Annotated in this window: 11 protein-coding genes and 1 pseudogene; 1 reads left to right on the forward strand and 11 read right to left on the reverse strand. The window is 39.4% G+C overall.

The annotated features are described in order from the left end of the window. Positions 1–174 precede the first annotated feature (174 nt). Positions 175–1,406: pseudogene (locus AC3WSO_RS17610) on the forward strand (IS110 family RNA-guided transposase). A gap of 465 nt (positions 1,407–1,871) precedes the next feature. Here AC3WSO_RS17610 and AC3WSO_RS17615 read toward each other — a convergent pair. The 11 genes from AC3WSO_RS17615 to AC3WSO_RS17665 all read right to left on the reverse strand — a co-directional run bounded on the left by AC3WSO_RS17615 (position 1,872) and on the right by AC3WSO_RS17665 (position 13,656). Next, complete coding sequence (locus AC3WSO_RS17615; protein WP_492532613.1) at positions 1,872–2,102, reverse strand: hypothetical protein; 231 nt, start codon at positions 2,100–2,102, stop codon at positions 1,872–1,874. 248 nt (positions 2,103–2,350) lie between these two features. Continuing rightward, the gene (locus AC3WSO_RS17620) at positions 2,351–2,635 is read right to left on the reverse strand and encodes a hypothetical protein (protein ID WP_492532614.1); all 285 of its coding nucleotides are present in this window, start codon (positions 2,633–2,635) and stop codon (positions 2,351–2,353) included. Between the two features lie 513 nt (positions 2,636–3,148). Then, positions 3,149–4,426: an IS110 family RNA-guided transposase gene (locus AC3WSO_RS17625; RefSeq protein WP_492532616.1), complete on the reverse strand. Its 1,278-nt coding sequence runs from the start codon at positions 4,424–4,426 to the stop codon at positions 3,149–3,151. A gap of 276 nt (positions 4,427–4,702) precedes the next feature. Continuing rightward, positions 4,703–5,215, reverse strand: a complete 513-nt coding sequence (locus AC3WSO_RS17630; RefSeq protein ID WP_492532617.1) for an adenine phosphoribosyltransferase — start codon at positions 5,213–5,215, stop codon at positions 4,703–4,705. Between the two features lie 33 nt (positions 5,216–5,248). Next, the gene (recJ, locus tag AC3WSO_RS17635) at positions 5,249–7,567 is read right to left on the reverse strand and encodes a single-stranded-DNA-specific exonuclease RecJ (protein ID WP_492532619.1); all 2,319 of its coding nucleotides are present in this window, start codon (positions 7,565–7,567) and stop codon (positions 5,249–5,251) included. A gap of 286 nt (positions 7,568–7,853) precedes the next feature. Then, positions 7,854–8,645 (reverse strand): tryptophan synthase subunit alpha, encoded by a 792-nt coding sequence (trpA, locus tag AC3WSO_RS17640; protein WP_492532621.1) that lies wholly within the window; start codon positions 8,643–8,645, stop codon positions 7,854–7,856. Continuing rightward, positions 8,645–9,853: a tryptophan synthase subunit beta gene (gene trpB, locus AC3WSO_RS17645; protein WP_492532623.1), complete on the reverse strand. Its 1,209-nt coding sequence runs from the start codon at positions 9,851–9,853 to the stop codon at positions 8,645–8,647. The genes trpA and trpB overlap by 1 nt, the downstream gene beginning before the upstream one ends. After that, the gene (locus AC3WSO_RS17650) at positions 9,853–10,467 is read right to left on the reverse strand and encodes a phosphoribosylanthranilate isomerase (RefSeq protein WP_492532625.1); all 615 of its coding nucleotides are present in this window, start codon (positions 10,465–10,467) and stop codon (positions 9,853–9,855) included. Before AC3WSO_RS17650 ends, trpB begins: the two co-directional genes overlap by 1 nt. Further along, a complete protein-coding gene (gene trpC / locus AC3WSO_RS17655) occupies positions 10,464–11,255 on the reverse strand; it encodes an indole-3-glycerol phosphate synthase TrpC (RefSeq protein ID WP_492532626.1) in 792 nt (263 codons plus the stop codon). Before trpC ends, AC3WSO_RS17650 begins: the two co-directional genes overlap by 4 nt. Continuing rightward, entirely contained in the window at positions 11,252–12,283 is a 1,032-nt protein-coding gene (trpD, locus tag AC3WSO_RS17660) for an anthranilate phosphoribosyltransferase (protein ID WP_492532627.1), read from the reverse strand. Before trpD ends, trpC begins: the two co-directional genes overlap by 4 nt. Continuing rightward, positions 12,283–13,656 (reverse strand): chorismate-binding protein, encoded by a 1,374-nt coding sequence (locus tag AC3WSO_RS17665; protein ID WP_492532628.1) that lies wholly within the window; start codon positions 13,654–13,656, stop codon positions 12,283–12,285. The genes trpD and AC3WSO_RS17665 overlap by 1 nt, the downstream gene beginning before the upstream one ends. Positions 13,657–13,940 lie beyond the last annotated feature (284 nt).

Raw genomic sequence — 13,940 nt, forward strand, 5'->3', positions numbered from 1 at the left:
TCGAACGGAAGCACCCGTGGGACTAGATCCCGACAACTAAACTGTTCGCCCTCTACTTGTTAACACATGATTAGGCTGGTTGGGACATTACGATCTCGTATAACAAGCGAAGATATGAATAACAAGCTAGATAGAGGTTACCGGTCAATACACTACCTGAGGAGGAGATAAACTATGAATCCAGTAGTTGGTCTGGATGTCGCAAAAGGTGAAAGTCAGGTTCAAATGTTCTTGGATAAAAAAAATGCCCTATAAAAGCAGCGTGAAAGTTGATCATACGGTGGATGGATTGGAAGAGTTACACTCTTATTTATTAGATTTAGAGCGTCAAACAGGAATGAAGCCACCTGTTGTTTTGGAATCAACGGGTCACTATCATGCCCCAGTTGTACAGTTTTTAGAAGCAAGAGAATACATTGCCATTATCGTAAATCCACTGGTATCTTACCGAGCAAAAAGTTCTAGCTTGCGAAAAACCAAAACAGATGCCATTGATGCTTATCACTTAGGCGAACTGTATTACAAAGAGGATTTAGCGCCTCAGAAAAAGCGTGGTGTTCAATTATTAAACCTTCGGCATCTAACAAGGCAACATGAAAATATGACGGGAATTATGATTCAAACAAAGCTTCAATTTCAAGCCGTATTAGATCAAATATTCCCAGAGTATAAAGGAGTTTTTGGCGATTTATACGCTGAGATTTCCATAAAAACTTTACAAGCTTACCCTACTTCTGAATCAGTTAAAGAAGCAGGTGTAGAAGAGATCGCACAATTCATTGATACACATTGCAAAGCACGTTCGTTTAATTGGGCGCTTGAAAGATCGGAAAAATTAATCGGAGCTGCAGAACGCAATCCATTTCAATCAACTCTTTATCAAAGTCTTCTAGTCAGTTTGAATATCTATATTGATTTACTTCAAGTGTACCACCAACAACTTTCTACGTTGGAGCGTGAGATTGATGAGTTAGCGGCACAACTTGAAGAATATGAATTACTCCAATCAATTCCCGGTATTGGTGAAAAAATCGCTGCAACGATTATTTCAGAAATCGGAGAAATTGATCGGTTTAATCATCCGAAAAAATTAGTAGCATTTGCAGGACTAGATCCCAGTGTGTTTGAATCCGGTCGCTTTAAAGGCACGAAAAATCACATTACTAAACGCGGCTCGGCTTCGCCACATGCTTTATACAGCTGTTCGTTGTTCTATTCGAGATAGTCGGAAAAAGAAAACAACACCTGAAACTATCGCACGAAATAAGCGATTACGAGCCTTCTACGATTTAAAACGTGAGGAAGGAAAGCCATATAAAGTAGCCATTATTGCTTGTGCAAATAAGCTTTTACATTGGATTTATGCGATTTTGAAAACGAAAACACCATTCCAAGAAATCATGTAGTGACAGTATTTTCAAATACAACAATAACCTTCCAAATTGAATTCGGAGGGTTATTTGGGTTGCGCTTTTTAGTATAGCATGAAGTGTTTTTTAATTTAAAAGATTTTTATTGACAATCTATTAGCTGGTTTAGTTGAATAAAGAAAAAGGCTATGTTAAAAGAAAAGGTTGATTTATAACATTAAGGAATCCGCTGACTTTTGAACAGCATTCAAAGCTTTGTTGTATCTAAGTTCAAACGATAGTGCATAAAAAGGTGTATATGAATGAAATACAGAAAAACACTTAATACATTGGTATGACAACGTTTTAAGTGTTTTATTTCGTCCCAAAACTTTCATTTGGGAACGTTTATTGAATTTATAATGTATATAGTATTTATTATTCAAGAATAGACATTACAGTAATACTTCAGACAATTAATACAAATGTACCTGTTTTTTTAAGCACATTTGAAGCCAACAGTTATCCAAAGTGATTATGAAAACACCAAACAACAAGAAACATACTCACTATCCCCCAAGCAGTGGTACTCCATATCCACCAAATTACAGATTTAGCTTTTGATGAATTTTCCTCGTCTTCCATATTTGATTTTATAAAAGCGACCTTACTTTCCATATCTTTTTTCATAGAAGTGAGAACAACAAATCCAATTATTATGAAACCAATAGTTATCCAAAGTAATAGGTCCACCTTTACACTCCCTTTATATAATTGAATTTCACCGCAATTTATTATAGTAATTAGATTCTACAAAGATAACAATAAACCTTGTGTTAATTCAAGTGCGTTTTAGTATATAAAATACCCTGTGAAAATAATAAATAATCCAAAATTTTACACAATCACATATTAAAATGCTGAAACTCAAAGTCCCCAAAGCGAGATTTGAGGACTTTTTGCTCTTAATGTTGAAATGCCGTATGAATCCCAATAAGAAATTATTTTTTATTTTTTAATTCTAAAAGTATAGGTACTATATTTAGTAAGATAGAAACAATTGTCAGAAACCATAACGCCTTTTCCATAGTAGGTACAACATCCAATAAAGCCGCCCAATCTTCAACTTTTACCCAATTAGATACAAGGCTATGTTCTGCACAGAGTGTCAATGCTGTAAATGATAACCCCATTGCCATCGCAAGTTTATAATCTTTACCTGTTGTATACATATAAAGATTTATAAAAGTTGCTACTATAGCAATAAAACCTAATATTAACCACATAATGACACCTCCCTTTTTCAATATAGACATAAATTGTAATTAAATTGTTCCCAAACCTTCGTTGGTAACATAATAAAAGAATGTTATTCAATAAAATTGCCCGATTGTTGAACAACAAGTTAAACAACACTCTTCAACTAAACTCCCTCTATAAATATTGATGTATCAACGGTTTCCACCATTTCGTGATGAAGAAAAAATATTTTTCCACTTGATTTATGAACAGTATTTTTAATTTATAGTTATAATTTACAATCCGAGTGTACGCTTCGCTAAAACTAATGGAAATCATTAGCTTTTTAATCCACTATGTGATGCACAATGGATCTCTGCGATACTTATGACGACGTACCCTCCCATATCTCTTAGCGTCATTTGCGCTTACATTCCTTCGTTCGGTCTATTCATAAGGCAGAGGCCTGCTATGCTGCACCGGAGACTCATAGTCTGAGTTTAGTTATTTTGCTGGCTTCTCCGTGTCATCCTTTTTTTATAGTTCGATGAAAGAATTGATTACGCTGCCTCTGCGAGACAGTAGAGGTCATTCATCATATGTTGCTCGTTAAAAAAGACTTTCTTTTTGCATATGCCATGTAATACCTTCAGTAATTTACCACAGAGTATCACCATTGACTGATTTCCCCTTAAGGGATTTTGTTGTCGCGTTGTGTAGTATTTATGAAGCTGTTTGAATGCTTCATTATGACGAATTAGCGGTACTATTACTTTAAATAAAGTGTTTCTAAGCTTCTTTCGTCCTCGTTTAGAGATATGTTTTTGTCCCTTATGTTGACCAGACGAGCTTTCACGTAATGTTAATCCCGCTAGTTTAATAAGTTGGCGTGGATTTTCATAAAGTGAGAAACTTCCTACTTCTGATAGTAAATCAACTATTGTCGCATCTCCTAAACCAGGAACTGAAGCCAGTATTTCATATTCCATTGTCGTTTGTACCATTTCTGCTAATTGATTATTTATAGTTTCAATTTCGGCTTCTAATAACCGATACTGACGTAAGAGCGTGGCGATTTCATGTTGGGCCATCTGTGTTCCTTCTGTCAGTCCGATAGAGTTTTTCGCGGCTTCAATAAGAAGCTTGGCTTTCGGTAACTGTGGGGCTCTCATTCCCTTTACCTGTCGGTAAAGAAAGACCAGCTCGTCAGCTGTTTTCTCTTTAATATCTTTTGGTAATGGCGTCATTTCTAGTGTTGCAAGTGCCATCTTCCCGAAATTAGGAAAAACTTGAGTAAACTCAGGAAAGTAGCGATCAAGCCAACGAATGATTCGGTTTTTGATACTAGCCAAATCCTCCGTCAATTTTGAACGAAGAGTAGAACCAATACGAAGCTCAGCTTCAATGTCTTTCAATATACGTGGATAGCTGAAACGTCCATCCTTTAATAAGCGAGCGATGACTAGTGCATCTTTTTTATCGTGCTTTGTCGGTAAGTTATCATCTAGTTCTTTCGAACGTCTTACGTGCATTGGATTCACCATGACAAGTGGGATTCCGTATTGATCTAAGAAATAGGCTAAGTTCATCCAGTAGTGGCCTGTAGGCTCAATCCCTATTATTACTTCAGTTTTATTAGCTTCCTTCATCGTTTGAAGGATCTTTCCATACAAGTTTTCAAAGCCTTCTTTCGATTGATGTACGGCAAAAGTCTTTTCTATTACTCGCCCGCGTTCATCGACAAAGCATGCGTAATGAATATGCTTGGCAATATCCATGCCAACGACGAGTGTATTTTCAGTAACTTGATTAATTTTATTATTCCATTTAAAATGCATAAAGGAGTCCTCCTTGTTTGATGATGGGTCAATGGTCGTTGACACTCATGCATCATACTAGAGGGCTCCTTTTCTTTCAAGACCTCGAACATCCTTCAAACAGGAATGCTGCACCGTTAGTAGAATAGCAACAATCTTTTCTAAATAAAAAAACGCCACAAAAATGTGACGCTTTTCTGCAAAATGAGTAGTTTTTTCGTTCTGGACAAGAGATTTCCTGGGCATCCAGTCTCCATTACAATCAACCAATTCATTTAGCTAGTATCCAATTATTTATTAATATTGAATAAGTGTTTTAATGTCTAGGTCACCAAGTTTTGCACGACCATTTAGATCTGTTAATTCGATAAGGAATGCGCAGCCAACAACTTGACCACCTAATTGTTCTACTAAACGTACTGTTGCTTCAACTGTACCACCAGTCGCAAGTAAGTCATCACAGATTAATACTTTTTGACCTGGTTTAATCGCATCTTTGTGCATCGTTAACGTATCTTTACCGTACTCAAGGCCGTAGTCAGCACTAATCACTTCACGTGGTAATTTTCCTGGCTTACGAACAGGTGCAAAACCAATTTCAAGCGCATAAGCAACTGGGCATCCGATAATGAAGCCACGAGCCTCAGGACCTACCACAATTTCAGCACCTAATTCTTTTGCGTAACTTACGATTTGATCTGTTGCATATTTGTATGCAGCACCGTTATCCATAATTGTCGTAATATCTTTGAAGCTGATACCTTCTTTCGGCCAGTTCTCAACCGTTGTTACGTATTGCTTTAAATCCATGTTATTGCTCCTCCTACGAAACTTTTTCGCATATTAATGTAATCGTTCATCAAACCATTGTTTTAATTCTATATAAGGGGCATATACTAGCTTTTGCTCCATTTCAATCTGTTCTGAACGCTGTTTGTAAGACGGTGCCTCTGTAAGTGCCTGTTTTGGTGCATTCACGTTGACAGTCGTCAGTCCACTCTCCATTTTAACAAAATCAAGCTCAAAAAACACCTGTGTCATAAATTTTAATGCATCTAACGGCCAACCTGTATGCTTCGCTAATTCAGACAAATGCATATTCAATGGAAAAGCAGGACGATTTTTCAAAAGCTTATAATACCAGGAGAATTGCTCACGTGTAGGCAATCCACTAAAATACTGAGAATCAGGCATGTAAAAATGTGCATAAATACGGGAAGGTGCTGTTTTTCGTAAGACATTTTCTAACATTTGAACATTTTGTGGCAAATCCAGTAGGACGATATAATTAGTTTGTTCTACATTTGAAAGCGTAGGATCCACTGCTAGGATTGGCACACCAATTAACGACTGGTAATAGGTCACCGTCTCTGGACGGAAGGCGATGAATGTTGCCTCATCTTTTGGGACCGTATTTAACCAGCGTGATGTTTGTCGAATACCACGAATATCAAATAATTGCCATTCAGTCGTTTGAACATCCTCTATCATAAATTGTGCTTTTTTACGTCCTTGCCACTCGTTAATTTGTAAATCTCCAGTAAATGACACTTTTATTCCATATGTTAACTCGTCGTGTAAATGTCCTTTATTGAAACCGACGCTATCCAATTTTTCATAGCCATCCGTCAATTCCATTTTTATATGATTTTCTGCTGCTCCAATTTTCCGCATGGAGGATATTTCCACATCTTCGAGCACATAAACAGGCTTCGGAAAATCAGTACCATATGGACCGAGCGTTAAAATTTCTTCAATAGCATCTGCTGAAATCTCATCCATTTTTAGTGGTATATCAATATTGAGAACAGGAGTTAATTGCTCTTCTGATAAACATGATCTTGCTTGAATATCTAAGCGTGCTCTTAATTCATCAACATGCTCAATGGGTAACGTCATCCCCGCTGCCATAGGGTGCCCACCAAAATGAGGTAATATATCTCGATTTTTCGCAAGTTCATTAAATAAATGGAATCCTTCAATACTACGGGCTGAACCTTTAGCTGTTCCTTTTTCATTGTCTAGTGACAATACAATGGTTGGACGATAATAAAGCTCTACAAGACGAGACGCGACAATCCCTACTACTCCAGCATTCCAGCCTTCTCCAGCGATCACTAAAACGAGTGAATCCCCTATTTTTTTATCTGATTCGATGAGAGCAATGGCCTCATCTGTAATACTCTTTACAATATCTTTGCGTTCACTATTACATGTATTAAGCTGTTTCGCCAATGCTGTTGCTTTAGCATTATCCTCAGCCATTAATAGCTCTACACCTGGTGCCGCTTCTCCAAGTCGACCAACTGCATTTAAACGCGGTCCAAAGTAAAAGCCGATTGTTTCTTCACTGATTTTAGCTTGCTCTGCACTTGCTACTTCACACATCGCTTGTACCCAGGGGCTGAGTGAACGACGCATTTCTTCTATTCCGCGTTTTACTAGATAGCGGTTTTCATCAACTAATGGTACTAAATCCGCTACTGTTCCAACAGCTACATATTCGAATAAATGTGTTGGCAGTTCCCCATATAAAGCATGAGCTAACTTAAACGCTACACCTACACCTGCAAGCTCGCCAAATGGATAATGTCCTTCTGGTATACGAGGATGTAGAATAATATCTGCTGGTGGTAATTCATCGCCTGGTTCATGGTGATCTGTAACGATAACATCCATACCTAGTTCCTTCGCAATACGAATCGGTTCCATGCCTGAAATACCATTATCAACTGTTATAATTAGCTGAACACCCTCATCATGTGCTTCACGAAATAGCGCCTCATTCGGGCCATAGCCATGAATAAAACGATTCGGTATTTTAAACGATACATCGGCACCTAGATCAAGCAACACATTCAGCATGACTGTCGTGCTTGAGACACCATCGGCATCGTAATCTCCATATACTAATATCTTTTCACCATTATCAAGCGCTTGCTCAATACGTGCTACAGCTTCTGCCATACCGTGCATTAAAAACGGATCATGGATACTTGCTTCTGTCATATTTAATAAGCCCTCTGCGTCAGCAGTTGTTTCGCAGCCTCTTGCTGCTAAAATTTTTGCTGCAATCGCAGATAGTTGTAGGTCATTTTGTAATGTTTGGACAAGCTTCGCGTCTGGACGCTCTACTTGCCATCTCTTTTTCGATAGAATCATCTTTTCACTTCCTCACGAAAGCTATTATACCGAAAATCTTGCCTATCCGCACTATCTGCTAGAATGATAGTTTTATCCATCAAAACGTTAGTTCAATCCGTTCGTTCGTTTTACTAAACTACCCGAAGGATAGAAGTCAGAGTGACGGATAAATGAGTCGAAGTCGTGGATAGAACAGCCGAAGCCGTGGATAGAACAGCCAAAGTCGTAGATAGAACCCTCAGAGTCGTGGATAGAACCATCCAAGCCTTCAATACCAATCAAAAAAGAAAAAAGCCTACTCCGTTTAAAGAGTAGACTTCTGAAACACACCTTTTGAAGCAGATACTAATGCCTCAACCTTCTCCAAATTACCTTCATGCAATGCTGTCACGATTGCACTGCCAACGATTACACCATCACTAAGTGCCCCCATGCTTACCACCTGCTCAGGAGTTGAAATTCCAAAGCCAGCTAGTACTGGTATTTGGCTTGCTTCACGTAAGCGTGCAAAATGATCTTGTAAATCATTTGCAAAACTTGTACGTGCCCCTGTAATTCCATTGACTGTCACAGCATAGATAAACCCTTGACTAGCAGCCGCGATACGTGCAATTCGCTCAGGAGGACTTGTTAACGATACAAGCTGAACGATGTCGATACCATGAGGATTTAAAGTGTCACGTAAAATCGCACTTTCTTCAAGCGGTACATCAGGTACGATTAACCCTTTAATACCCCCTGCTATACAAGCTTTAGCAAAAGCCTCTAATCCAAAAGCTAAAACAGGATTAAAATAAGTCATGACAACTAACGGAACTTTAATTTCTCCTCTAAATGAAGCTAATACTTCTAGCACTTTACGTAATGTCACACCTTCTTCTAAAGCCCGTTCTCCTGCTTGCTCTATCGTCGGCCCATCCGCTACAGGATCTGTAAAAGGTATACCAATTTCAATTGCCGTTACACCCATTTCCTGTAGCTTCAGGATCGTTGGCTTCAAAGTTTCAAGACCCCCATCCCCCGCCATAATATAAGGTATAAATGCTTTAATACCAGCGATTTTCGTTTGTTCAATTGCCTGCTGTAGTGTTGTCATTACACTTCTCCTCCTAATGCTTTTCGGACAGTATGGACATCCTTATCTCCTCGGCCAGATAGGCACACAACAATGATGTCATCTGTAGACATTGTCTTCGCGAGTTTTGCTGTATAGGCAATGGCATGAGAGCTTTCTAGTGCAGGTAGTATAGCTTCTGTTCTACACAGTAACTGCAAGCCCTCAAGTGCTTCACTATCTGTAATCGAATCAAATTGAACTCGCCCAATATCATGTAAATAACAATGTTCCGGGCCCTTCCCTGGATAATCTAGACCAGCTGAAATAGAATGTGCTTCTTGTACAAAGCCATTTTCATCTTGTAATAAATACATGTATGCTCCATGTAAAACGCCTAGCTGTCCACCGGAAATTGCTGCTGCATGCTTCCCTGTCTCAATACCACCGCCCGCTGCCTCTACCCCGTATAGCGCTACAGTCTCGTCGTCAACAAAAGGCTGGAACATACCAATTGCATTACTACCACCACCTATACAAGCAACGACTGCATCTGGTAAACGTCCTTCCTTAGCTAAAATCTGCTCTCTAGTTTCAACACCAATTACACGCTGGAAATCCCTTACTATTTTTGGGAATGGATGTGGCCCTAAAGCCGAGCCTAAAATATAATGAGTATCCTCAACATTTGTCACCCAATAGCGCAGCGCTGCATTGACAGCATCCTTTAATGTTTTTGAACCAGTTTCCACAGACTCTACTTTGGTGCCGAGTAACTCCATGCGGAACACATTCAACTGTTGGCGTTTTATATCCTCTTCTCCCATAAATACTACACATTCAAGATTCAATAATGCGCATACAGTTGCCGTGGCCACTCCATGCTGTCCAGCACCTGTTTCTGCGACTATTTTCTTTTTACCCATTCGTTTAGCAAGAAGCGCTTGACCAATGGCATTATTAATCTTATGAGCTCCCGTATGATTCAAATCTTCACGCTTTAAATAAACTTTCGCACCCTCTAGCTCTTTTGTTAAATTTTCTGCGTAATACAACGGCGTCTCACGGCCAACATATTGCTGTAAATAATAAGCTAATTCCTCTGTAAACGCTTGATCATTCATTGCCTCGTCATAGGCCATCTCTAATTCCAACAAAGCTGTCATTAATGTTTCCGGAACAAATTGTCCACCAAATTTCCCGTAACGCCCTTCCTTTGTTGGTACACTATTTGCAATTGAATTTGCCATTATGCTCTCTCCTTCTTTACTGCCTGTATAAATGCAGTTATTTTAGCTATATCTTTTACACCGTCTGTCTCCACACCACTTGATACATCTACCATAAATGGCGACACAAATGATACTGCTTCTCCTATATTTTCAGCTTGCAAACCACCTGCTAGCATTAACTTTTCTCGCGGAATCCCTACTTTCTCTAAGAGGATCCAATCAAACGTATGACCACTACCTCCTTTAAAATCTGTCCCCGGTGCATCAAATAAGTAATAGTCTGCATCATATTTGGCAGCAACTTGAACATCTTCAACACCTCTTACAGTCAAAGCTTTAATAGCTGGATAGCCTTGCTGACGAATAAACTCCGGAGATTCTTCCCCGTGGTATTGCACATAATCTAATGGCACGCTTTCTACCGCTGTGCGTAATTCCTCTGCATTTGGATTAACAAAAACACCAATTTTTAAAACGCTCTCTGGCACATGCTTGGCTAATTGCTGTGCCTGTTCAACCGTCACCCGTCGTTTACTTGGCGCAAAGACAAAACCAATTGCATCCGCTCCTGCCTCTACTGCTGCCTGCACATGCTGTTGTTCCTTCAGTCCACAAATTTTTACCTTCGTCATACAGATTCCCCCATCTTATTGACCTGTAAACTTTTTAGCGCAGTACCCGCATCACCACTGCGCATTAATGACTCACCGACAAGAACGCCACTAGCTCCCATGGCTGCCACCACTTTAGCGTCTTCTTGCGTCCAAATCCCACTTTCACTTATTAATACTTTCTCTTCTTCGAACGGAAAGGCTTCAGCAATTTCACGTGTCCGTTCTAAGCTCACTTCAAACGTACGTAAATCACGGTTATTGACACCAATTAGCTTGGCACCTACTGCAATAGCACGTTCAAGCTCCTCTAAATCATGCACCTCCACTAAGACCTCCAGATTTAAGCTTGTTGCATAGCAATATAAATCGCGTAATACCTCATCTGTTAACGCAGCTACAATTAGCAAAATAATAGATGCACCTGATGCCTTTGCAAAACGAATTTGAACACGATCGATCATAAAGTCCTTACAAAGAAGTGGCATTTGAACAGCATTTGCAACTGCGGTTAAATCATCAAAGGAGCCTTTAAAAAACTTTTTATCTGTTAAAACAGAAATAGCTGCTGCTCCAGCTTCTGCATAAGTTTTTGCCTGCGACACTGGATCTGCCCCTTCTGCGATTAGCCCCTTTGACGGGGAAGCACGCTTCATTTCAGAAATAACCTGTAATGTTTCAGCCTTTCTCAATCGTTCAAATAATGACGGTCGCAGCTTTTCTGTAAAATTAGCTAACGGGTCGGGCTGTTCAAGTAAAGCACTAACTTCTATCTTTTTTTGGTCGAGAATTTTATTTAAGATATTCATTGTTGAACCTCCACTCTTTTAATATGCTCACTATAAGCAACGACTGCCTCTAATTTTTGAAGGGCACGCCCGCTAAAAATACTATCTTTCGCTATTTCTACACCTTCTTTAACGGTTTCAGCAATTCCGTAGCTGAACAACCCAATACCAGCATTCAATAAAACGGTGTCAAAATAAGCACTTTGTTCACCGGCTAATAATGTACGCATAATTGCCGCGTTTTCATCTGCATTACCTCCACGAATAGCCTCTATTGGGGCATAGCTGAGACCCGCTTCCTCTGCAGTTAACGTAAATGGAATTAAGTCTCCCTTATCTATTAAAACAAAAGTATTTTGACCAGCTAATGACGCCTCATCTAAACCTAGTGGCCCAGAAACGACCATTGCACGTTCTCGCCCGAGCATCTGTAATACGGATGCATACTCCATGACAAAATTAGGACGATTTATACCTGTAAATTGCGTCGATAAAGGCACTGGATTCGTAAGAGGACCGACAAGATTAAAAATTGTTGGCTTGCCAAGTGCACGACGAACCTCGCCAATTCGCTTTAATTTCGGATGAACATTCGGAGCATATAAAAAAGCTATTCCTTCTTTCTCTAACAGATCGACAGTTTGTTCAATAGAAATATTCGTATGAATACCGAGTGCTTCCAAAACATCAGAGCTTCCTGATGCCGAAGATATTTTGCGATTGCCGTGCTTCGCCATTTTGACACCGGCCCCCGCTAGTACAAAGGCGCAAGTTGTACTAATATTGAATGTATTAAGTCCATCGCCACCAGTACCGCAATTATCCATATAGCCCCCTTCGTTTGCTGGTACGTCTAATGCAAATGAACGCATAATTGTGGCTAATGCAGCTACTTCATGTGCAGTTTCACCTTTGACAGATAATGCCGTTAAAAAGCTTGCGATTTGATCCTTTGGCGTGTCATCTTGAAACATCCATTTTGCTGCCTGTAGCATTTCCTCATACATTAAATGCTCTCGGCGTTGTACTTTTTCACGAATACAATCCACTAGTGTGAACCTCCTTCTTTTTCAAGTAGCTGTAAAAATTCCTGTTCATCCTCTTCTACTTGATTCAAAACTTCTTCAACATTTGTATATTTGGTCACCATTACAGTCGATTGCATATGCATCGTTTCATTTTCTATGACAATGGATTTCCCTGTTAAGGCAAAATCAAGATGACCGTTAAAACCAAGAAATCCAAGAGCACCTCTAAATATCCCAGTAGTTTGATTAGATTCCTCTAAATAATCCTTTACCTGACCCTTTGGAACACCTGTTGATGCAAAGGATGGTAATGTCGTAGCTAATACATCAAGTGCATGAAGCATCGGTAGTATTTGTCCCTCGACTCTCGATGTCATGTGTAATGCATGCTTGGAACGCTCAATTCTCATCGCCTCAATGACTTGAATGGAATCTCGGAAGCACACAGACTGTAGCTCTTGTTGCACGCCAGAAACAAGTACAGCATGCGACTCCCTAATATTTGTGTTTTCATGTAGCTTGCGTTCCTGCTCTAAATCTTCACCTTTTGTGGACCCTCTAGGAAATGCCCCCTCTGTTGGTGTGGCAATCACACGCTCACCTTTTACTCGAATTAGACTTTCAGGAGATGTCCCTAAGACAATATGGTCGTCAAATTCTACATAATACATATAGGGAGCGGGATGTTTTTTACGCAATTGACGATATAAAGCGAAAGCATCTCCTTGTAAATTTGCTAAAACGCACTTTGATAACATAACCCTAGTAATATCTTCATCTAAAGTAGATTTGATTGATGCAAGGGATGTTGCAAACTGTTCATTCTTAGTCGATTCGAAAGGTTCAAAGCTACAAGCCGTATCCTCATTCTCTCTACCTTTTAAAAGCTGCTCTGCCAACTCTTCTAAATTTGGTTCTTTTTTTTCCGCATCAATATTCGTATAAATTAAAGTAACCTCATCTGTTACATGATCAAACACAATAACTGTCTCATACACATGGAAAAGCACATCTGGTAACTCCGCTTTATCCTGTGCTGTCGAAAATCTTGTTGTTGTACCTTGGCCAACGTAGCCAACAGCTCCGCCTGAAAATGGGAATTGTGTCGTATTGGATATACGTGGCATTAATCTTTTCAATAAAACAAACATGTCGCCCTTATGTGTATAGGTGTGTCCAGTCTTATACGAATATTCCTGAATCTCATCTCCAAAGCCTTTATATGTTTTTCTTGGATTAGCGCCGATAAAAGAAAAGCGTCCTGCTCCTTCATGCTGTGCTGAACTTTCCAGCAAAAATTTATGTTTCCCTTGAAGTCGTCTAAAAATTAAAATCGGTGTTAATGAATCGGCATTAATAGTTTTCATTTTTGTTCTTGAACTCGTTGATAGCATAATGACCAAGCTCCTTTTCTTAAAAATCCACTACCTTTAGACTTACAAATGTTTAGTTACTAAATCAGTTCTTGTTGAAAAAAGATCATCATAGCGTAGGGTTGATCTCCATTCCGGCTGGGTGCTTTCCTGGGGACGTCGGGGCAACAAAATGTTTTCTGTGCATAGCGCAGTACAACAAAGCGGCAGATGTTATTTGCGCGAAAGCAAAGCATTAGTGGCAATTGCTTTCTATGCGAAAGCGAAGCATTCATCTCCCTGAAAACAAAAAAAGTCCTCTGCAA

This window comes from Lysinibacillus sp. EB106-09-02-XG168 (assembly GCF_058791475.1).